General features: G+C 70.4%; 22 protein-coding genes. 9 read left to right on the top strand and 13 right to left on the bottom strand.

Annotated features, from left to right (window positions below; all coding sequences use genetic code 11):
- Positions 1-8: 8 nt before the first annotated feature.
- The 8 genes from trpA to IWH25_RS16740 all read left to right on the top strand — a co-directional run bounded on the left by trpA (position 9) and on the right by IWH25_RS16740 (position 9,273).
- Positions 9-809 (top strand): tryptophan synthase subunit alpha, encoded by an 801-nt coding sequence (trpA, locus tag IWH25_RS16775; RefSeq protein ID WP_203386903.1) that lies wholly within the window; start codon positions 9-11, stop codon positions 807-809.
- Positions 810-838: 29 nt separating this feature from the next.
- Positions 839-1,711: an acetyl-CoA carboxylase, carboxyltransferase subunit beta gene (accD, locus tag IWH25_RS16770; protein ID WP_203386902.1), complete on the top strand. Its 873-nt coding sequence runs from the start codon at positions 839-841 to the stop codon at positions 1,709-1,711.
- Between the two features lie 14 nt (positions 1,712-1,725).
- Positions 1,726-3,009, top strand: coding sequence for a bifunctional tetrahydrofolate synthase/dihydrofolate synthase (gene folC, locus IWH25_RS16765; RefSeq protein WP_203386901.1), 1,284 nt, complete (start codon positions 1,726-1,728; stop codon positions 3,007-3,009).
- Positions 3,009-3,773, top strand: coding sequence for an SPOR domain-containing protein (locus tag IWH25_RS16760; protein WP_203386900.1), 765 nt, complete (start codon positions 3,009-3,011; stop codon positions 3,771-3,773). The genes folC and IWH25_RS16760 overlap by 1 nt, the downstream gene beginning before the upstream one ends.
- Positions 3,774-3,786: 13 nt before the next feature.
- A complete protein-coding gene (locus IWH25_RS16755; protein ID WP_203386899.1) occupies positions 3,787-4,275 on the top strand; it encodes a CvpA family protein in 489 nt (162 codons plus the stop codon).
- A gap of 12 nt (positions 4,276-4,287) precedes the next feature.
- Positions 4,288-5,817 carry an amidophosphoribosyltransferase gene (gene purF / locus IWH25_RS16750; RefSeq protein WP_203386898.1) on the top strand — a complete coding sequence of 510 codons (1,530 nt, stop codon included), beginning with the start codon at positions 4,288-4,290 and terminating at the stop codon, positions 5,815-5,817.
- Entirely contained in the window at positions 5,817-7,013 is a 1,197-nt protein-coding gene (locus IWH25_RS16745; protein ID WP_203386897.1) for an O-succinylhomoserine sulfhydrylase, read from the top strand. The genes purF and IWH25_RS16745 overlap by 1 nt, the downstream gene beginning before the upstream one ends.
- A gap of 274 nt (positions 7,014-7,287) precedes the next feature.
- Complete coding sequence (locus tag IWH25_RS16740; RefSeq protein ID WP_203386896.1) at positions 7,288-9,273, top strand: methyl-accepting chemotaxis protein; 1,986 nt, start codon at positions 7,288-7,290, stop codon at positions 9,271-9,273.
- A 39-nt stretch (positions 9,274-9,312) separates the two neighbouring features.
- Here IWH25_RS16740 and IWH25_RS19120 read toward each other — a convergent pair whose 3' ends face one another.
- Entirely contained in the window at positions 9,313-9,621 is a 309-nt protein-coding gene (locus IWH25_RS19120) for a hypothetical protein (RefSeq protein WP_238998939.1), read from the bottom strand.
- A gap of 266 nt (positions 9,622-9,887) precedes the next feature.
- On the opposite strand from IWH25_RS19120, the gene IWH25_RS16730 reads away from it, so the two are divergent.
- On the top strand, positions 9,888-11,240 hold the full coding sequence (locus IWH25_RS16730) for a DEAD/DEAH box helicase (RefSeq protein WP_203386895.1): 1,353 nt from the start codon (positions 9,888-9,890) through the stop codon (positions 11,238-11,240).
- 195 nt (positions 11,241-11,435) lie between these two features.
- On the opposite strand, the gene ureG is transcribed toward IWH25_RS16730, so the two are convergent.
- From ureG to IWH25_RS16670, 12 genes are all read right to left on the bottom strand, one after another.
- The gene (ureG, locus tag IWH25_RS16725; protein WP_203386894.1) at positions 11,436-12,065 is read right to left on the bottom strand and encodes an urease accessory protein UreG; all 630 of its coding nucleotides are present in this window, start codon (positions 12,063-12,065) and stop codon (positions 11,436-11,438) included.
- Between the two features lie 4 nt (positions 12,066-12,069).
- On the bottom strand, positions 12,070-12,768 hold the full coding sequence (locus tag IWH25_RS16720; protein ID WP_376990310.1) for an urease accessory protein UreF: 699 nt from the start codon (positions 12,766-12,768) through the stop codon (positions 12,070-12,072).
- Entirely contained in the window at positions 12,765-13,307 is a 543-nt protein-coding gene (gene ureE / locus IWH25_RS16715; protein ID WP_203386892.1) for an urease accessory protein UreE, read from the bottom strand. The genes IWH25_RS16720 and ureE overlap by 4 nt, the downstream gene beginning before the upstream one ends.
- A 2-nt stretch (positions 13,308-13,309) precedes the next feature.
- Complete coding sequence (ureC, locus tag IWH25_RS16710; RefSeq protein ID WP_203386891.1) at positions 13,310-15,016, bottom strand: urease subunit alpha; 1,707 nt, start codon at positions 15,014-15,016, stop codon at positions 13,310-13,312.
- Complete coding sequence (locus IWH25_RS16705) at positions 15,013-15,318, bottom strand: urease subunit beta (RefSeq protein WP_203386890.1); 306 nt, start codon at positions 15,316-15,318, stop codon at positions 15,013-15,015. Before IWH25_RS16705 ends, ureC begins: the two co-directional genes overlap by 4 nt.
- 9 nt (positions 15,319-15,327) lie before the next feature.
- Positions 15,328-15,630, bottom strand: coding sequence for an urease subunit gamma (gene ureA, locus IWH25_RS16700; protein ID WP_203386889.1), 303 nt, complete (start codon positions 15,628-15,630; stop codon positions 15,328-15,330).
- A gap of 9 nt (positions 15,631-15,639) precedes the next feature.
- Positions 15,640-16,512 carry an urease accessory protein UreD gene (locus IWH25_RS16695; RefSeq protein WP_203386888.1) on the bottom strand — a complete coding sequence of 291 codons (873 nt, stop codon included), beginning with the start codon at positions 16,510-16,512 and terminating at the stop codon, positions 15,640-15,642.
- A 100-nt stretch (positions 16,513-16,612) separates the two neighbouring features.
- Positions 16,613-17,104: an ureidoglycolate lyase gene (locus IWH25_RS16690; RefSeq protein WP_203386887.1), complete on the bottom strand. Its 492-nt coding sequence runs from the start codon at positions 17,102-17,104 to the stop codon at positions 16,613-16,615.
- A complete protein-coding gene (gene alc, locus IWH25_RS16685) occupies positions 17,101-18,120 on the bottom strand; it encodes an allantoicase (RefSeq protein ID WP_203386886.1) in 1,020 nt (339 codons plus the stop codon). The genes IWH25_RS16690 and alc overlap by 4 nt, the downstream gene beginning before the upstream one ends.
- Positions 18,121-18,131: 11 nt before the next feature.
- Positions 18,132-18,860, bottom strand: a complete 729-nt coding sequence (locus IWH25_RS16680; protein WP_203386885.1) for an amino acid ABC transporter ATP-binding protein — start codon at positions 18,858-18,860, stop codon at positions 18,132-18,134.
- Positions 18,841-19,497, bottom strand: coding sequence for an amino acid ABC transporter permease (locus IWH25_RS16675; protein ID WP_203386884.1), 657 nt, complete (start codon positions 19,495-19,497; stop codon positions 18,841-18,843). The genes IWH25_RS16680 and IWH25_RS16675 overlap by 20 nt, the downstream gene beginning before the upstream one ends.
- On the bottom strand, positions 19,494-20,162 hold the full coding sequence (locus IWH25_RS16670; RefSeq protein ID WP_203386883.1) for an amino acid ABC transporter permease: 669 nt from the start codon (positions 20,160-20,162) through the stop codon (positions 19,494-19,496). Before IWH25_RS16670 ends, IWH25_RS16675 begins: the two co-directional genes overlap by 4 nt.
- Positions 20,163-20,170: the final 8 nt, after the last annotated feature.

Raw genomic sequence — 20,170 nt, 5'->3', positions numbered from 1 at the left:
CGCCCAGAATGTCCCGCATCCAAGCCAGTTTCGAGCGCCTCAAGGCGCAGGGCCGCAAGGCGCTGATCCCGTTCATCACCGCCGGCGATCCCGATGCCGCGCTGACCGTGCCGCTGATGCACGCGCTGGTCGAGGCCGGCGCCGACATCATCGAGCTCGGCGTGCCGTTCTCCGACCCGATGGCCGACGGCCCGACCATCCAGCGCGCCTCCGAGCGCGCGCTGGCGAAGGGCATGAGCATGAAGAAGGTGCTCGCCGTCGTCGCCGAGTTCCGCAAGACCAACGCCGACACGCCGGTGGTGCTGATGGGCTATGCCAACCCGGTCGAGGCGATGGGCGTCGACGCCTTCGCCGTCGCCGCACGTGAGGCTGGCGTCGACGGCGTGCTGGTCGTCGACTATCCGCCCGAGGAGAGCGCCGAGTTCTCCGCGGCGATGAAGCACTGCGGGCTCGATCCGATCTTCCTGCTGGCGCCGACCTCGACCGAGGAACGCATCGCCGGCACCGCGAAGGTCGCCAGCGGCTACGTCTATTACGTCTCGCTGAAGGGCGTCACCGGTTCGGCGGCGCTCGACGTCGACGCCGTCGCCGCGCGCCTGCCGGCGATCCGCGAGCAGACTGGCCTGCCGGTCGGCGTCGGCTTCGGTATCCGCGACGCCGAGACCGCCGCGCGCATCGCGCGCATCGCCGATGCCGTCGTCGTCGGCAGCCGGATCATCGAGGAAATCGAAAAATCGACGCCGGAAACCGCCTGCGCCAAGGTCAAGGCGCTGGTCTCCGGCATCCGTCAGGGGATGGACGCCGCCTAAGGCGCGCGTCCCGCACAAGGAAGAACAAGATGAGCTGGCTGAACAAACTGCTGCCGCCGAAGATCAAGCGCAACGAACCGGGCGCCGCGCGCAAGTCGTCGCTGCCCGAGGGCCTGTGGAGCAAGTGCCCGTCGTGCGAGGCGGTGCTCTACGCGACCGACCTCGAGAACAACCTCAACGTCTGCCCGAAGTGCGGCCACCACAACCGCGTCAAGGCGCGCGCACGCCTCGACCTGCTGCTCGACGAGGAAGGCCGCTACGAGATCGGCGATGAAGTGCTGCCGGTCGACACGCTGAAGTTCAAGGACAGCCGCCGCTATCCCGAGCGCCTCGCCGACGCCTGCGAAACCAGCGGCGAGACCGATTCGCTGGTGGTCATGCAGGGCGCGATCAACACCATCCCGGTGGTCGTCTCGGCCTTCGAGTTCGACTTCATGGGCGGCTCGATGGGCTCGGTGCTCGGCGAGCGCTTCGTGCGCGGCGTCCGCGTCGCGGTCGAGAACGACCTGCCCTTCATCTGCGTCACCGCCTCGGGCGGCGCGCGCATGCAGGAAGGCCTCTTCTCGCTGATGCAGATGGCCAAGACCACGGCCGCGCTGACCAAGCTCTCCGAGAGGCAGCTGCCGTTCATCTCGATCCTCACCGACCCGACCATGGGCGGCGTCTCGGCGTCGTTCGCCTTCGTCGGCGACATCGTCATCGCCGAGCCGAACGCGCTGATCGGCTTCGCCGGCCCGCGCGTGATCGAGCAGACGGTGCGCGAGAAGCTGCCGGAAGGCTTCCAGCGTTCCGAGTTCCTGCTCGAGAAGGGCGCCATCGACATGATCGTCGACCGCCGCGAGATGAAGGCGACGCTGGCCCAGCTGCTGGCGCTGCTGCAGAAACTCCCCGCTGCCGCCTAAGGCCAGATTCGCGCTTGAGAACCCTCGCAGACTGGCTGGCCCACCTCGAATCCCTGCACCCGAAAGGGCAGGCCGGGATCGAGCTGGGGCTCGAGCGTGTCGCGCGCGTCAAGGCCCAGCTCGGCCAGCGCGAAAGCTGCCCGGTGATCATCGTCGGCGGCACCAACGGCAAGGGCTCGACCTGCGCCTACCTCGACCACATCCTGTCGTACTCGGGCTACCGCACCGGCTGCTACGCGTCGCCGCACCTGCTGGCCTACAACGAGCGCGTGCGCCTCGACCGCGAACCGGTCGCCGACGCGCCACTGTGCGACGCCTTCGCGCGCGTCGAGGCGGCGCGCGTCGCCGCCGGCGACGTCGCGCTGACCTACTTCGAATTCGGCACGCTCGCCGCGTGGGAAGTGTTCGCCGCCGCGAACGTCGATGTCGCCATCCTCGAAGTCGGCCTCGGCGGCCGGCTCGACGCGGTGAACGTCTATGAGCCCGACGTGTCGGTGGTCACCGGCATCGCGCTCGACCACACCGACTGGCTCGGCCCCGACCGCGAGAGCATCGGCCGCGAGAAGGCCGGCATCTTCCGCGCCGGCCGGCCGGCGATCTGCGCCGACCCGCAGCCGCCGCAATCGCTCGTCGACCATGCAACGGCGATCGGCGCCGACCTGCAGCTGATCGGCCGCGACTTCGGCTACTTCGGCGACAAGACGCAATGGACCTGGTGGGGGCGCAACAACCTGCGCCGCGGCGGGCTGGCCAACCCCGGCATCCGCGGTTCGCAGCAGCTGGCCAACGCCTCGGCGGCCTTGGCCGCGCTCGACGCGGTGAAGGCGAAGCTGCCGGTCGACATGCAGTCGGTGCGCCGCGGGCTGATCGAGATCGAGCTCGCCGGCCGCTTCCAGCTCGTTCCCGGCAAGCCGGCGGTGGTCCTCGACGTTGCCCACAACCCGCAGGCGGTCGGCGTGCTCGCCGCCAACCTCGGCGACATGGGCTTCTACGCGAAGACGCACGCGGTCGTCGGCATGCTCGCCGACAAGGACGTCGGCGGCGCGCTCGCCGCGCTCGCCGGCAAGGTCGACCACTGGCACCTGGCGACGCTGGCCGTGCCGCGCGGCGCGACCGCCGAAACGCTGGCGCAGGCGATCGCCGGGCAGAACCTGGGCGGCAGCGTGGACCTCCACGCCGACCCGGCCGCCGCCTTCGCCGCGGCCCGGAAGGCGGCCGGCGAAGATGATAGAATTCTCGCCTTTGGATCCTTCTACACCGTGGCGGCCGTCATGCGCGCCCTCAAGGAACGTCCCTGATGTCGATGCCGGAAGCCGACGCCCAGTTGCCGCTGAAGAAGCGCGCCCGTCGCCGCCTGGTCGGCGCCGTCGCGATGGCGGTCTTCGCCGCGGTCGTGCTGCCGATGGTGATGGACCCGACGCCGCAGGCGCCGGTCGCCGACGTCGAGATCCGCATCCCCGGCCAGGACCAGGCGCCGGCGTTCAATCCGAAGGCGCTCGCCGCGAAGCCGGCCGAGGCGCCGGCGGCGAAGGCGGCGCCGGAGAAGGCGGTCGACAAGCCGGCGGAAGCGGTAGCGGAGAAGGTCGCCGACAAAGCGGCCGAGAAACCCGCGGACAAGGCCACCGCCAAGGTGGCCGAGAAGCCGGCGGACAAACCGGCGGCCCCGGCCAGGGCGCCGGAGAAGCCGGCCGAGAAAGCGGTCGACAAGGCGGCGGAGAAGCCGGCCGACAAGTCCGCCGCGGACAAGGCGAAGGCCGGCGGCGACGATTCCCGCCGGGCGGCGGCGATCCTCGCCGGCAAGACGCCGGACGCGCCGCCTGCCGCGGCGGCGGAACAGCACGTGATCCTGATCGGCGCCTTCGCCAATCAGGCCAACGTCAAGCAGTTGCAGACGAAGCTGGGCGAACTGGGCATCAAGGTCTATACCGAAGCGTTGGACTCGCCGCAGGGCAAGAAGACGCGCGTGCGCGCCGGTCCCTTCGCCAGCCGCGACGCGGCCGACAAGGCGCTCGAGCGGATGAAGCGGATCGGGGTGAACGGCGTCGTCGCCGTCAAGCAGTGAGCAGCGGCGGTCGATGACGGCTTTCGATTACGGGGTGATCGTCATCCTGCTCGCGTCGCTGGCGCTGGGCATGTGGCGCGGCCTGATCGGCGAGGTGCTGGCGCTGCTCGCGTGGGTGCTGGCGGTGCTCGCGGCGTGGCAGTTCGGCGCGGAGGTCGGCGGCCTGATCACCGCCGTCGCCGATCCGGGAATGCGCGTGCTGGCCGGTTATGCGCTGGTCTTCGTCGGCGTGCTGATCGTGCTCGGCCTGGTGCGGCTGGCGATCCGCGGACTGTTGAAGGCGCTCGGGCTGAGCGCGGTGGACCGCGTGCTCGGCGTGTTCTTCGGCGTCGCGCGCGGGCTCTTGATCGTGCTGGTGCTGGTCGCGATCGGCGGCATGACCTCGGCGCCGAAGCAGTCCTGGTGGGCGGAGGCGCGGCTGGCGCCGCCGCTGGAAACCGCCGTGCTGGCGAGCAAGCCCTGGCTGCCGCCGGAAGCGGCAAAACGGATTCGATTCAGGTAGGAAACCTCAAAGATGTGCGGAATTCTCGGCGTTGTCGCAACCACCCCGGTCAACCAGCTGCTCTACGACGGCCTGATGGTGCTGCAGCACCGCGGCCAGGACGCGGCGGGGATCGCCACCGCGGAAGGCAACACCTTCCACATGCACAAGGGGCCGGGTCTGGTCCGCGACGTCTTCCGCACGCGCAACATGCGCGCGCTGCCGGGCAACATCGGCATCGGCCACGTGCGCTACCCGACCGCCGGCTCGGCGTACAACTTCGCCGAGGCGCAGCCGTTCTACGTCAATTCGCCGTTCGGCATCGTGCTCGGCCACAACGGCAACCTGACCAACACGCAGCAGCTGCAGGAAGAGATGTTCCGGCTCGACCGCCGGCACATCAACACCAACTCCGATTCGGAAGTGCTGCTCAACGTGCTGGCGCATGAGCTGCAGGCCTGCGCGCACGGCTTCGACCTCGACGTCGACAGCATCTTCCAGGCCGTCGCCGGCGTCCATCGCCGCTGCCGCGGCGCCTACGCGGTGGTCGTCATCATCGCCGGCTACGGACTGCTCGCCTTCCGCGACCCGCACGGCATCCGGCCGCTGGTCTACGGCACCAACGAGACGCCGGAGGGCACCGAATACCTGGTCGCCTCCGAGTCGGTCGCGCTCGACACGCTCGGCTTCTCGGTCGTGCGCGACGTCGAGCCGGGCGAGGCGATCTTCATCGACTTCAACCACCAGCTGCACACGCGCCAGTGCGCGCAGCAGCCGGTCTACTCGCCGTGCATCTTCGAGTACGTCTACCTCGCGCGCCCGGACTCGGTGATCGACGGCGTCTCGGTCTACGAGACCCGCCTGCGCATGGGCCAGCACCTCGCCGACAAGGTGAAGCTGAACCTGCCGGTCGACGAGATCGACGTCGTCATCCCGATTCCCGACTCGTCGCGGCCCTCCGCGATGGAGCTGGCGCAGACGCTGGGCATCCCGTACCGCGAGGGCTTCGTCAAGAACCGCTACATCGGCCGCACCTTCATCATGCCGGGACAGTCGACGCGCAAGAAGTCGGTGCGCCAGAAGCTCAACACCGTGCGCGAGGAATTCCGCGGCAAGCGCGTGCTGCTGGTCGACGATTCGATCGTGCGCGGCACGACCAGTCGCGAGATCGTCGAGATGGCGCGCGCCGCCGGCGCGCTCAAGGTCTATTTCGCGTCGGCGGCGCCGCCGGTGCGCTTCCCGAACGTCTATGGCATCGACATGCCGACGCGCGGCGAGCTGATCGCCACCGGCCGCAGCGACGAGGAGATCGCCCGCGAGATCGGCGCCGACGGCCTCGTCTACCAGGACATCGATTCGCTGAAGACCTCGGTGCGCGAGCTCTCCGACCGCATCTCGTCGTTCGACGCCTCGTGCTTCGACGGCTGCTACGTCACCGGCGACATCAGCCCGGAATACCTCGACGAGATCGAGGCCGCGCGCAACGGCACGCCGAAGAAGGATTCCGAGGACGGCGGCGCGTCGCAGCAGATGCACCTCAACCTGATGTCGGAGCAAGCCTGATGGCCGAGCAGAACCGCGACCCGCAGGCCGGCTACCAGCCGGAGACGCTGGCGGTGCGCGCCGGCACCGCGCGCAGCCAGTTCAACGAGCACTCGGAGGCGATGTACCTGACCTCCAGCTTCGTCTTCGACAGCGCCGCGCAGGCGGCCGCGCGCTTCTCCGGCGACGAGCCGGGCAACGTCTACTCGCGCTTCACCAATCCGACCGTCGCCGCCTTCCAGGAGCGGCTGGCCGCGCTCGAAGGCGGCGAGGCGGCGGTGGCCACCGCCAGCGGCATGTCGTCGATCCTGGCGCTGATCATGGCGCACCTGTCGGCCGGCGACCACATCGTCGCCTCCAACAGCCTGTTCGGTGCGACGCTGCAGCTGTTCAACAACATCCTCGCGCGCTTCGGCGTCGAGACCACCACCGTGGCGCAGACCGACGTCGGCGCGTGGGAGGCGGCGATCCGCCCGAACACGAAACTGTTCTTCCTCGAGACGCCGTCGAACCCGCTCACCGAGATCGCCGACATCCAGGCGCTCAGCGCGGTGGCGCACGCGAAGGGCATCCTCGTCGCCGTCGACAACTGCTTCTGCACGCCGATCCTGCAGCGCCCGCTCGACCTCGGGGCCGACCTCGTCGTGCATTCGGCGACCAAGTACCTCGACGGCCAGGGCCGCGTGCTCGGCGGCGCCGTCGTCGGCGCCAGGCAATTCACCGACCCGGTGCTCGCCTTCCTGCGCACCGCCGGGCCGACGCTGTCGGCGTTCAACGCCTGGGTGCTGCTGAAAGGCATGGAGACGCTGCAGATCCGGATGGAGGCGCAGTCCACCCGCGCGCTGCAGCTCGCGCAGTGGCTGGAGGCGCATCCCAAGGTCGCGCGCGTGTTCTACCCCGGCCTCGCCTCGCACCCGCAGCACGCGCTGGCGATGCGCCAGCAGAAGGGCGGCGGCGCCATCGTCTCGTTCGAAGTGAAGGGCGGCCGCAGCGAAGCCTGGCGCGTCGTCGATTCGTGCGCGCTGCTGTCGATCACCGCCAACCTCGGCGACACCAAGACGACGCTGACGCATCCGGCATCGACCACGCACGGCCGCATCTCGCCGGAGGCGCGCGCCGCCGCCGGCATCGGCGAAGGCCTGCTGCGCGTCGCCGTCGGCCTGGAGGCGCTGGTCGACCTGCAGGCCGACCTCGAGCGCGGCCTCTCCCGCCTCTGACTGCCGCCGGCGACGCCCGTCGCCGGCTGTTCTTCCTCCTCCCCGCCGGCGAAGTTGCGCACTTTGTCGTCGCGCTGACTTTCTTGCCGCCGGAAGCGGCGCAGAATCTCCACAAAAACGTGTCCGGTCTGTGGATTTCCACAATTGGGCCGACCGACCGCCTGCGAAATACTGTGGCGGGATCGTGTCGGCTCTCCCCGGCCCGGCACGACCAATCACATAAGAATCATGGAGGAGACCGATGTCGTTTTTCTTTGCCCCCGCAGTAGGGTTGATGAACCGCATGCGCTTCGCGGTGCGCTTCATCATCATCGGCGCCGCCGGTGGTCTGCTCGTCGCCGCGCTGCTCGCGCAGTTCCTGGTCGCAGTCAATGAGCGGCTGTCGAAGACGCGCGACGAGGTCGACGGCGTGGCCCGCGTGGTCGCGCTGCGCGGCGTCAGCCAGCTGGTCGACCGCCACCTGCTCGCCTCGTCGCTGGTCGCCTTCGGCGACAGTTCGGCCTCCGAGAAGGACGCCGCCGGGCTGCGCCAGCAGATCGGCGCCGCGCTGTCCGCCGCCGGCAAGCAGGCGCAGGGCAGCGCCGTGCTCGACGACGCGTGGAAGGCGCTCGACAAGGAATGGCAGCTGTTCAACCAGGTGATCGCCAACTCCTCGGCGCCCGAAATCCGCGAGCTGCACCAGCGTTTCGCCGACCGCCTCGCCGCGCTCGCCCGCCTCACCGCCGACGAGGCCGGGCTGACGCTGGATCCGGAAGTGGATGCCAACTATCTCTACGACACGCTGGTCAACCGCCTGCCGCAACTGCTGGAGACGGTCGGCCAGATCCGCCTGCGCGTCGCCAACATCGCCAGCGTGCAGATGATCGACGCCACCGACGTCGGCCGCCTCGACCGCCTGACCGGCGACGCGGTCAGCCAGCTCGGCCGCGTCAAGGAGAACCTCGACAAGGTCGGCCGCGCCGCGCCCGAGCTGAAGGCCGGCTTCGACAAGGGGCTGGCCGAGGTGCAGAAAGGCATCGACCTCACCCGGCGGCTGATCGACGGCCGCCTGGTCAGCGCCGGCGACATCAACATCCCGGTGCCGGAAGCGCTGGAAAAGACCGACCCGGCCCGGCTCGCGACACAGCAGCTGGAAGGGCTGGTCGCGAAATCGCTGCAGGGGCGGCTGGAGGCGCGGCTCGGCGAGCTCGAACGCAAGCGCAACCTCAACCTGTTCGCGGTGCTCGCCGGCATGCTCGTCGCCGGCTACCTGTCGGTCGGCTCCTACCTGAGCATGCAGGCCGGCACGCGCTGCCTGATGGAGGGCGGCAAGCGGCTGGCCGACGGCGAACTCGGCTACCGCATCGCGGTCGGCACGCGCGACGAATTCGCCGACATCGCCGAGAGCTTCAACCGCATGGCCGACGCCTTCCGGGGGGTGATCAACACGCTGCAGACCAGCGCCGGCGCGCTGCTCGACGCCGCGCACACGATGAACGACGCGACCCACCAGCTCGCCGCCAGCTCCTCCGAGCAGAGCCGGCTGACGCAGGAGACCGCGTCGTCGGCCGACGCCATGGCCGACAGCATCCGCAGCGTCGCCACCAACGCCGGCGAGGTCGACCACATCGCCCGCGACAGCCGGCAGCAGACCGACGACGGCTACAAGAACCTGATGCGCATGCTCGACGAGATCCGCGTCGTGCGCGAGGCGGTCGAGCAGATCGCCGTCACCGTCGCCGAATTCGTGCAGGCGACGATGGACATCCACGGCATGACCGGCCAGGTGCGCGACATCGCCGAGCAGACCAACCTGCTCGCGCTGAACGCGGCGATCGAGGCGGCGCGCGCCGGCGAGCACGGCCGCGGCTTCGCGGTGGTCGCCGACGAGGTCAGGAAGCTCGCCGAGAAGTCGGCCAAGTCGGCCAACGAGATCGACCGCCTGACGCAGGAGATCAACGCCCGCTCCGACGGCGTCACCGGCGCCATCACCCGCGGCAAGGACTCGCTGTCGGCGAGCGAGGGCTTCCTGCAGGACGTTTCCGGCCGCCTGTCGTCGGCCAGCGAATCGGTGGCGAAGACCTCGGAAGGCGTCGACGTGATCACCGGCGCGATGCGCTCGCAGGCCGAGTCGGTGCAGGCGATCCGCGACTTCGTCGTGCGCATCGCCGACATGGCCAGCCAGAACGACGCCGTCGTCGGCCGCGCCGAGCAGGAGGCGGAGCGGCTGGAGCACCTGTCGCAGGAGCTGCGCGGGCTGGTCGCGCGCTTCCGCGTCTAGGCGGCAGGCGGCCCGGGCGGGCCGCCGGGGAGCGTCGGGTCAGTGGTGACTGAGCTTCGTCCGCATGCGCTCGGCACGGCGGGGCTCGGTCAGGTCGGGATGCTCGGCGGCGTGCTGGCCGAGCAGCTTCTTCGCATCGGCCGGCAGCATGAAGTAGGTCATCAGGCTGGCGCCGGCACAGACCAGCCAGAAGAGCAGGAAACCGATCGAGTAGGTGGTCATCGGCGACACGTTGATCGGCTGGCCGAGCAGGTACAGCTGCTGCGGGTCGATCAGCGTGAAGAACACCACTTCCGCGATGCCCGCGGCGGCGAACGACGGCCACAGAACCCAGATGATCATCTTCATCCTTGCTGCCTCCTCTTCGGTTGGAATGCTGCCCACTGCACGGAACGTTCCTGCGGTTGGAGGGGCGGGGCGGCGAAACGTTCCCGCGGGCGCCGCCGCCGAAAACCGCCTGCTGCGCCGTCGCCCGTGTTAGACTGCGCGCCTTCGTCGCTGCGCCGGTCAGTCGCGCGGCGGCATCTCCGACCACACCGGTCCCCCCACCAGATTCCGATGGTCCCGACTGATGCGCGAACGAGCGCGGGGCCTGATTTTCGGAGCGAAAACCAATGAAATTCACCGACCTCGGCCTCTCGGCCGGGATCCTGCGCGCCGTTGCCGCGCAGGGCTACGACACCCCGACCCCGATCCAGCAGCAGGCGATCCCCGTCGTCCTCGCCGGCCGCGACCTGATGGCCTGCGCGCAGACCGGTACCGGCAAGACCGCCGGCTTCACGCTGCCGATCCTGCAGCTGCTGTCCAACGGCCGTGCCCGGCCGAAGCAGCCGCGCGCGCTGGTGCTCACCCCGACGCGCGAGCTGGCGATGCAGGTCGAGGAGAGCGTGCGCACCTACGGCACGCACCTGCCGCTCTCCTCGCTCGCCGTCTTCGGCGGCGTCGGCATGAACCCGCAGATCCAGGCGCTGGCGCGCGGCATCGACATCCTCGTGGCGACGCCCGGCCGCCTGCTCGACCACATGCAGCAGAAGACCGTCGACCTGTCGAAGGTCGAGATCCTCGTCCTCGACGAGGCCGACCGCATGCTCGACATGGGCTTCATCCGCGACATCCGCAAGATCCTGGCGACGATGCCGAAGCAGAAGCAGAGCCTGCTCTTCTCGGCGACCTTCTCCGACGAGATCCGCGAGCTGGCGCAGACCTTCCTCAACGACCCGGCCAGCGTCGAGGTCGCGCGCCGCAACACCGCCGCCGAATCGGTCGCGCAGCGCGTCATCCACGTCGACCGCGAGAACAAGGCGCCGCTGCTGATCCATCTCTTCGAGACGCACGGCTGGCACCAGGTGCTGGTGTTTACGCGCACCAAGCACGGCGCCGACGCGCTGTCGCGCAAGCTGGAGAAGGCCGGCATCCGCTCGGCGGCGCTGCACGGCAACAAGTCGCAGGGCGCCCGCGTGCGCGCACTCAACGAATTCAAGGACGGCAAGCTGGTGGCGCTGGTCGCCACCGACATCGCCGCGCGCGGCATCGACATCGACGCGCTGCCGCACGTCATCAACTTCGAGCTGCCGAACATCTCCGAGGACTACGTGCACCGCATCGGCCGCACCGGCCGCGCCGGCATGGAAGGCGAGGCGCTGTCGCTGGTCTGCGCCGACGAGCGCGCCTACCTGCGCGACATCGAAAAGCTGATCAAGCGCGACCTGGAGAAGCTGACGCTGCCCGGCTTCGAGCCGAGCGCGGTGCCCACCGTGTCGGCGCCGGCGACGAAGGGCAACGGCCAGCGCCAGGGGCAGCCGCCGAAGTCGCAGGCCGGCAAGCCCGCCGGCAACGGCCAGAAGCCCGCCGGCGGCCAGCCCGGGCAGAACGCCGGCCGCCGCCGGCGTGGGGGCGGCGGCGGCAAGCCGCAGGGTGGCGCCCCGGGCGGCAACCCGGGACACCGCAGCGGGCAGCGGCATCACTGAGCGTCAGCGAACCGCCGATCAAGTCACCAGCCGTCATTCCGGCCCTTCGGCAAACTCAGGGCAGGCCGGGCTACGCCCGCGCCGGAATCCAGGAAACTCAACGAACCGGACCCCGGCATCCCGAGGGCACTTGAGCCATCGGCCCCTTCGCCTGCGGGCGCCTGCGCCGGGGTGACGGACTGAATCCGCGCCGCCTCAGCGCAGCATGCCGCGGTCGAGGATGAAGTCGATCACGGTCGGCAGCCCCTCGCCGGTCTTCAGGTTGGTGAACACGAAAGGGCGTTCGCCGCGCTGGGCCTTCGCATCCTGCGCCATCACCTCCAGCGAGGCGCCGACCAGCGGCGCCAGGTCGATCTTGTTGATGACCAGCAGGTCCGACTTGGTGATGCCGGGTCCGCCCTTGCGCGGGATCTTCTCGCCGGCGGCGACGTCGATCACGTAGAGGGTGAGGTCGGAGAGTTCCGGCGAGAAGGTCGCGGCGAGATTGTCGCCGCCCGATTCGACGAGGATCAGCTCGACGCCGGGAAAGGCACGCTGCAGGCGGTCGACGGCCTCGAGGTTGATCGAGGCGTCCTCGCGGATCGCCGTGTGCGGGCAGCCGCCGGTCTCGACGCCGATGATGCGCTCCGGCGCGAGCGCCGAATGATTGACGAGGAATTTCGCATCCTCCGCGGTGTAGATGTCGTTCGTCACCACGGCCATGTCGATCCGGTCGCGCAGGGCCTGGCACAGGGCCAGCGTCAGCGCGGTCTTGCCGGAACCGACGGGACCGCCGATGCCGACGCGCAGTGCGGCGGGGCGGGATTTCGAGGCTTGCTTGTTCATGGGGTCAGGACCTGAAGAGACGTGAATATTGCGTTTCGTGGCGGGCGCAGGCGATCGCGAACGCCGGCGCGAAGTTGCTCCAGCGCGCCTCGGGCAGCGCGATCGCCGCGGCGGCGATGCGCGGCAGCTCGGCGCCGAGCGCGGCGAGCAGGCGTTGGCCGGCGGCCTGCCCGAGCGGCACGGCCTTCAGCGCCGCCATCGCCTGGTTCTCCGCCCACGACCAGAGGTAGGCGGTCACTGCGGCGTCGACCGCGATACCCCAGGCCGCGGCGATGCCGGCCCAGGCCGTGGGGAAGGCGACCTCGTCGAGCGCGGCGAGCGCCTCGCCGTGCGGCGCGAGCGCGTCGTCGCGCAGGTCGGCGAGCAGGCGGCGCATCGAGAAGCCCATCTGCACGGTTTCCGCGCGCAGCTCGGCGGCTTCGCGGCTGGCGATGAACTCCGCGTTGAGGCGGGCGATCTCCCGCCGGTCGCCGTGCGACCAGGCCGCCATCAGCGCCGCGACGAGCGGCGCCTCGTAGCGCCCGATGCCGTGCGCGAGCAGGTCGCCGATCCAGCGGCCGGCGGTCGCCTCGTCGCGGACGACGCCGCATTCGACCGCCCATTCCAGCCCCTGCGAATAGGTGTAGGCGCCGACCGGCAGGGCCGGGCTGGCGAGCTGGAGCAGGCGGGCGAGCGGCAGGGCGGCGGCGTGCGGCACGGTCAGCGCGGCTTGAACTGGTGGATCTTCGGCAGCGAGCGGTGCGGGCCGTGGCCGGGGTCGTGCAAGTCGTTGCCCTCGTCGCCCTCGCCGCCGTGCCGGTGATGCCCGCCGTGCGCCCCGTAGGCGCCGGATTCCGGCTGGAAGGGCGCCTCCGTTTCGGCGACCGCGCAGCCCAGCCCGCGCACCATCTCGGCCAGCACGTGGTCGGTCTGGAAGCGCAGCCGGCCGCCCTGCGCCGTCGGCAGGAGCTGCACCGGCACGTGGCGGTTGCCGAGATGGTAGGCGGCGCGGGCGAACAGCAGCGGGCTGTCGGCGCTCGCCTCGATCAGCCGCTCCGGGGCGGCGACGATCTCGACGACGGCGCTGCCGTCCTCGGCGGCGAGCCGGTCGCCGCCGTGCAGGTGGTCGCCGCGTTCGAGGAAGATGCCGGCCTCGCGGCCGGAGGCGAGCGTCACCTTGAGGCGGCTGCGCTTGCGCTCGTCGTAGGCCAGCGCCACGGTGTCGGTGGCCGCGGCGTCGGTGCGTCGGTTCAGGATCAGCATGGTCAGAACAGGAAGTAGCGTTGCGCCAGCGGCAGCGTCGTCGCCGGCTCGCAGACCAGATGTACGCCGTCGGCCTTGACGACGTAGGTCTCGGGATCGACGGTGATCTCCGGCGTCGCGCCGTTGTGCACCATGTCCGACTTCTGCAGCGTACGCGTGCCGGCGACGGCGACCAGCGGCTTCTGCAGCCCCAGCGCGGCGACGGCCGGGTTCTGCAGCGCCGCCTGCGAGACGAAGGTCACCGCGGTCTTCAGCGCGCGTCCGTAAGCGCCGAACATCGGGCGGTAATGCACCGGCTGCGGCGTCGGGATCGAGGCGTTGGGATCGCCCATCGCGGCCGCCGCGATCATGCCGCCCTTGACGATCAGCGTGGGCTTCACGCCGAAGAACGCGGGCTTCCACAGCACCAGGTCGGCGAGCTTGCCGACTTCCACGGAACCCACGGTGTGCGCGATGCCGTGCGTCAGCGCGGGATTGATCGTGTACTTGGCGATGTAGCGCTTGACGCGGAAGTTGTCGTTGCGCGCGCTGTCCTCCGGCAAGGTGCCGCGCTGCATCTTCATCTTGTGCGCGGCCTGCCAGGTGCGGATGATCACCTCGCCGACGCGGCCCATCGCCTGCGAATCCGAGCTCATCATCGAGAACACGCCCAGGTCGTGCAGGATGTCCTCGGCGGCGATGGTCTCGCGGCGGATGCGCGATTCGGCGAAGGCCACGTCCTCGGCGATCGCCGGATCGAGGTGGTGGCACACCATCAGCATGTCGAGGTGCTCGTCGATGGTGTTCACGGTGTAGGGCATGGTCGGGTTGGTCGAACTCGGCAGCACGTTGGGCAGCCCCGCCGCCTTGATGATGTCCGGCGCGTGGCCGCCGCCCGCCCCCTCGGTGTGGAAGGTGTGGATGGTGCGGCCCTTGAAGGCGGCGAGGGTGGCCTCGACGAAGCCCGACTCGTTCAGCGTGTCGGTGTGGATCGCCACCTGCACGTCCATCTCGTCGGCGACGGCCAGGCAGCAGTCGATCGCGGCCGGCGTCGTGCCCCAGTCCTCGTGCAGCTTGAGCCCGATGACGCCGGCCTCGACCTGCTCGCGCAGCGCCGCCGGCAGGCTGGCGTTGCCCTTGCCGAGGAAGCCGAGGTTCATCGGGAAGGCCTCGGCGGCCGACAGCATCGCATGGATGTGCCACGGCCCCGGCGTGCAGGTCGTGGCGAAGGTGCCGGTGGCCGGGCCGGTGCCGCCGCCGATCATGGTGGTGACGCCGGACGTCAGCGCCTCCTCGATCTGCTGCGGGCAGATGAAGTGGATGTGCGTATCGATGCCGCCGGCGGTGACGATCATGCCCTCGCCGGCGATGACCTCGGTGCCCGGGCCGACGACGATCGTCACCCCGGGCTGGATGTCCGGGTTGCCGGCCTTGCCGATCGCCGCGATGCGGCCGTTCTTCACGCCGATGTCGGCCTTGACGATGCCGGTGACGGCATCGACGATCAGCGCGTTGGTGATCACCGTGTCGACCACCTCGGCGGCGACGCGCTGGCTCTGGCCCATGCCGTCGCGGATCACCTTGCCGCCGCCGAACTTCACCTCCTCGCCGTAGATCGTGCAGTCCTGCTCGACCTCGATGATCAGTTCGGTGTCGGCGAGCCGGATGCGGTCGCCGGTCGTCGGGCCGAACATCTCGGCATACGCCTGCCGCGAAATCCTCGTGCTCATAGCGCCCCCTGGATCATGCCGCGGAAACCATAGACCCTGCGCTCGCCGGCCAGCGCGACCAGCTGCACCGTGCGCGTCTGCCCCGGCTCGAAGCGGACGGCGGTGCCGGCGGCGATGTCGAGGCGGTAGCCGCGCGCCGCTTCGCGGTCGAAGGCCAGCGCGGCGTTGGTTTCGTGGAAATGGTAGTGCGAGCCGACCTGGATCGGCCGGTCGCCGGTGTTCGCCACCGTCAGCACGATCGTCGGCCGGCCGGCGTTCAGTTCGAGTTCGCCGGGTTCGGCGAGCAGTTCTCCGGGGATCATCTCGGCTCCTCAGACGATGGGGTTGTGCACGGTGACCAGCTTCGTCCCGTCCGGGAAGGTCGCCTCGACCTGGATCTCCGGGATCATCTCGGCGACCCCGTCCATCACGTCGGTGCGCGCCAGCACCTGGGTGCCCTCGTGCATCAGCGCGGCGACGGTCTTGCCCTCGCGCGCACCTTCGAGGATGGCGCAGGTGATCAGCGCCACCGCCTCCGGATAGTTGAGCTTCAGGCCCCGGGCCTGGCGCCGTTCGGCGAGCAGGCCGGCGGTGAAGATCAGCAGCTTGTCTTTCTCTCGTGGGGTCAGCTCCATGGGGTCTCCTCAGGTGTTCCAGATGCGGGGAATCTGCGCCGGCCGCCCGCAGCAGGCGGGCCGGAGCTCGTGCCAGAGCGCGGCGAACCAGTGGCGCGCGGCCTCGCTGCTGTCGCCGAGGTAGCGCGCGACGACGAGGCCGCCGCCGTTCGGCAGCGCCGACAGCGCATGCCGGGCGCCGTCGGCGGGCGGGATCGCCCGGCAGCGTTCGAGCAGCGCCGGCGCCTGCTGCGGCAGGCCGGGAAAGGTCGCCAGCAAGGTGCCGCAGACGGTGGCGCCGGCCCACCCGGCCGGGCTGTCGAGCAGCGCGTCGTCGCCGGCGAAGCCGCCGCGCTCGCGCCACACCGGGATGCCGCCGCGGTCGATGCGCAGCGCGAGGTCGACGCGCCCGCGGCGGAAGCGCTCGCCGGAGGCGGTACGGCCGAGGCAGAGGATGTCCCAGGCGATCAGCCGGGCGTCGGCGGCGAGGTCGATGCGGGTTTCCATGCGCGCGCGGGCGCCGTCGAAGACGATGCTTTCCTGCGGCAGCCATTCCAGCGTCGCGCCTGCGCCGACGTCGAGCGCGACCGTTTGCGCCGCGTCGGCGCCGCCGCTGCGATACCACTTGCCGGCCCCCGGCGTGGTGATCTGCGCGTGCGCGTCGCGGCCGACCGCGATCGCGATGGCCAGCCGGTCGCCGCCGGCGACGCCGGACGGCGGATGCAGCACGATCGCCTGGCAGACCGCGTCGCCTTCCGGGTAGAGCGCCTTCTGCACGCGCAGCGGGCCGCAGTGGCGGTTCTCGCGCAGCAGCGTGCGGCCGTCGCGCGCGGCGAAGCCGAGCTGCAGCTCGGCCAGCCACGCGTTGGCGGGCGGCGGCGTAACGGGCAGGCGGGAGTTCATACGGCGATTATCCGGAATTGGCGCCCGCGCGGGCCATACGCAAGAATGCGCAGCCGCGCCGGGAGCAGGGGCCGGGATCGCGGCGCGGCATCGGCCGCACTCAGCAACGGACGCTCAGCCCGCGGCCGGCGAGATCGATCACCTCGCAGTTGTCGCCGGGGCCGATGCGGTCGGCGACGAGGAACTCGCCGGCATCGATGGCCAGCAACGGGTGATGCCAGGTCGCCGGGCGGAAGTTGACGCCCTGGCGGCCGTCGCTGACGAAGGCGCGCAGCGTGCCGGGGTCGGCGGTCTCGGCGACGACCACGACGAAACGCTGGCCGGCCAGCGGCACGAAGGCCTGCGAACCGAGGGGGTGGCGTTCCAGCGTGTGCAGGCGGCAGGGCAGCGCCTGCGCGGCGGCCCGGAAGATGGACAGCGCCAGCCGGCCGGCGGCGTCGCTTTCGAGCTGGGCGAGGTCGCTGAAGCGCTGGCTGCTGCCGGCGTTGATCGCGTAGCTGGCGTGGCCGGCGCACTCGATGACCTGGCCGTAGGGGGCGAAGGCGGCGGCCGTCAGCGCCTCGGCCCGCAGCGCGTCGACGAGCGGACTCATGCCGGCTCGCCCCACAGGCGCAGCCGGGAGACGCCGCCGTCCGGGTGCAGGTTGAGACGGACGTGGCTGACCGCGCCGAGCGCCGCCACCGCGTCGGTGAGGAGGTGCAGGTGGTCGGCGCGCATCGGCGTTTCCGGCAGCAGCGTCGGCCAGAACTGGGACTGCGTGACCAGCGCCTCGCGGCTCATGCCTGGGGCGTGGACGGCCTGCAGCGAGCAGCGGTCGGGGAAGTTGCCCTTGAAATGGGCGGTGTCGAGCTCGATGCGGCGGATGGTGCCGGGCCGGCCGAGGGCGACGATGCACCAGTCGAAGCCGGGTTCGCGCCGGCGGCGGGTTTCCCAGCCGTCGCCCATGTCGATGCCGCGTCCCGGCAGCAGCAGGTTGCCGACGACGCCGAAATGCTGGTCGTTCCAGGACACCGGCCAGGCGCCGTTGAGCGCCGCGGCGAGGTCGACGAGGCCGTCGGCGGCGACTTCCGGCTCGCCGGCCGGGCGGCCGTAGACGCGCAGGCGGGCGACGCCGCCGTCGGGCAGGATGTTGAGGCGCAGGTGGCTGAACACGGCGTCGCCGCTGGCGATTTCGATCAGGTGATGGCGGTTGCCGCCCAGCGGCGTCGGCGCCAGCACCGGCTCCCAGCTGGCGGCGTCCTGCGGGTCGCGGCCGGCGCGGCAGCCGTCGAGCGAGGCGGCGGGCGGATAGTTGCCGGTGAAGAAGCTGGTGTCGATGTCGACGCCGGCCAGCCGGCCCGGACGGGCCAGGCGGACGACGCACCAGTCGTGGCCGGGGCCGCGCTTGCGCCGCGATTCCCAGCCGTCCATCCACTTGCCGTGGGCATCGTACTTGCCGGGGACGAAGATCGCGGCCGGCGCCTGCAGCAGGCGCGACATCGGCGCGAAGAAATCGTCGGAACAGGCGACGGCCTCGGCGCCCAGGCGGGCGTCGGCGAGGTTGATCTGCTGCTGCGTCCAGGCCGGGAGTTCGGCGGCCGGGGCGGTGAGGAAGGAAGTGTTGTCCATGGTTGTGCGGGTCAGTTGATCGAGCCGATGAAGCTGGCGAGTTCCGGCGTCTGCGGATCGGCGAACAGGGTCTGCGGGTCGCCGCTTTCGTGGATGCGGCCCTGGTGCATGAACACCAGCTTGTCGCCGACTTCGCGGGCGAAGCGCATTTCGTGCGTGACCATGACCAGCGTCATGCCCTCGGCGGCCAGATCCTTGACCACCGCCAGCACCTCGTTGACCAGCTCCGGGTCGAGCGCCGAGGTGATCTCGTCGCAGAGCAGCACGCGCGGCTGCATGGCCAGCGCGCGGGCGATCGCCACGCGCTGCTGCTGGCCGCCGGACAGCTGGTCGGGGTAGGCGTCGAACTTGTCCTGCAGGCCGACCTTGAGCAGCATCGCCTTGGCCAGGTCGCGCGCTTCCTCGTCGCCCATCTTGCGGACGATGCGGGTGGCGAGCATGACGTTCCCGCCGGCGGAGAGGTGCGGGAACAGGTTGAACTGCTGGAAGACCATGCCGACCTTCATGCGCAGCGCGCGCAGGTCGGTCTTGTGCGGGTGGATGCGTTCGCCGTCGACCTCGATGCAGCCGTCGTCGAAGCTCTCCAGCCCGTTGATCGTGCGCAGCAGCGTGCTCTTGCCGGAGCCGCTGCGGCCGATCAGCGCGACGACCTGGCCTTCCTCGATGTCGAGGTCGATGCCGCGCAGCACGTGGTTGCTGCCGAAATGCTTGTGCAGGGCGTCAATGCGCACGAGCGCCATGGATTTTCCTTTCGAGAATGCGGGAATAGGCGGACAACGGGTAGCACAGGGCGAAATAGCCGAGCGCGACGAGGCCGAAGACGAGGAAGGGCTGGAAGGTGGCGTTGGCGAGCATGGAGCCGGTCTTGGTCAGTTCGACGAAACCGATGATCGAGGTGACGGCCGTCCCCTTGACCACCTGCACCGAGAAGCCGACGGTCGGCGCGATGGCGATGCGCAGCGCCTGCGGCAGGATCACGTGGCGCATCTGCTCGAGCGGCGTCATCGCCAGGCTCGCCGAGGCCTCCCACTGCCCCTTCGGGATCGCCTCGACGCAGCCGCGCCAGATTTCGCCGAGGTAGGCGCTGGTGAACAGCGTCAGGCCGAGGGCGGCGGCCAGCCACGGCTGAATTTCCAGGCCGATCAGGCCGCCGCCGAAGAAGATGATGAACAGCTGCATGAGCAGCGGCGTGCCCTGGAAGACCTCGATATAGCCCTGGGCCAGCCGGCGCGGCAGCGGGTGCCGGGCGATGCGGGCGAAGAGCACGGCGAGTCCGGCGAGACCGCCGAGGGCGAAGGAAGTCAGCGACAGGCCGAGGGTCCATAGGGCGCCGTCGAGCAGGTTGCGGGCGATGTCGGCGAGGGCGATGTCGTTCATTTCGGTCTCCGGCCGCGCTGCTGTGGCCCGGCAAGAATCAGCGCCTGGCGGACGGCGAGCGCGAGCAGGAAATAGATCGCGGTGACCGTGAAATAGGTCTCGAAGGCGCGGAAGTTGCGCGACTGGATGAAGTTGGCGGCGAAGGTCAGTTCCTCGGCGGCGATCTGCGAGCAGACCGAGGTGCCGAGCATGACGATCACCACCTGGCTGCACACCGCCGGCCAGACCCTGGCCAGCGCGGGCGGCAGCACGACGTGGCGGAACATCTGCGGCCGCGTCATCGCCAGCGACTGCGCCGCCTCGATCTGCCCGCGCGGCGTCGCCTCGATGCCGGCGCGGATGATCTCGGTGCTGTAGGCGCCGAGGTTGATGACGACGGCGAGGATCGCCGCCTGCCATTCGTCGAGCCGGGCGCCGAGCGCCGGCAGGCCGAAGAAGATGAAGAAGAGCTGGACGAGGAAGGGCGTGTTGCGGATCAGCTCGACATAGACCGCGAAGATGCGGTCGAAGGGCGCCAGCCGCCAGGCGCGGCAGGCCGCCCCGGCGATGCCGAGCGCCAGCCCGGCGACGGCGCCGATGCCGGTCAGCAGCAGCGTGCGGCCGGTGCCGGCGAGCAGCGCGTCGCGGTGCTCCAGCACGGCGGAAAAATCGAATGCGTAGGCCATGGGATTCT

Source organism: Azospira restricta (assembly GCF_016858125.1).
GTDB classification, from domain to species: Bacteria; Pseudomonadota; Gammaproteobacteria; order Burkholderiales; family Rhodocyclaceae; genus Proximibacter; species Proximibacter restrictus.
Note: the sequence above shows the minus strand (reverse complement) of the source record. Positions and strands in the feature narration are given on the sequence as shown.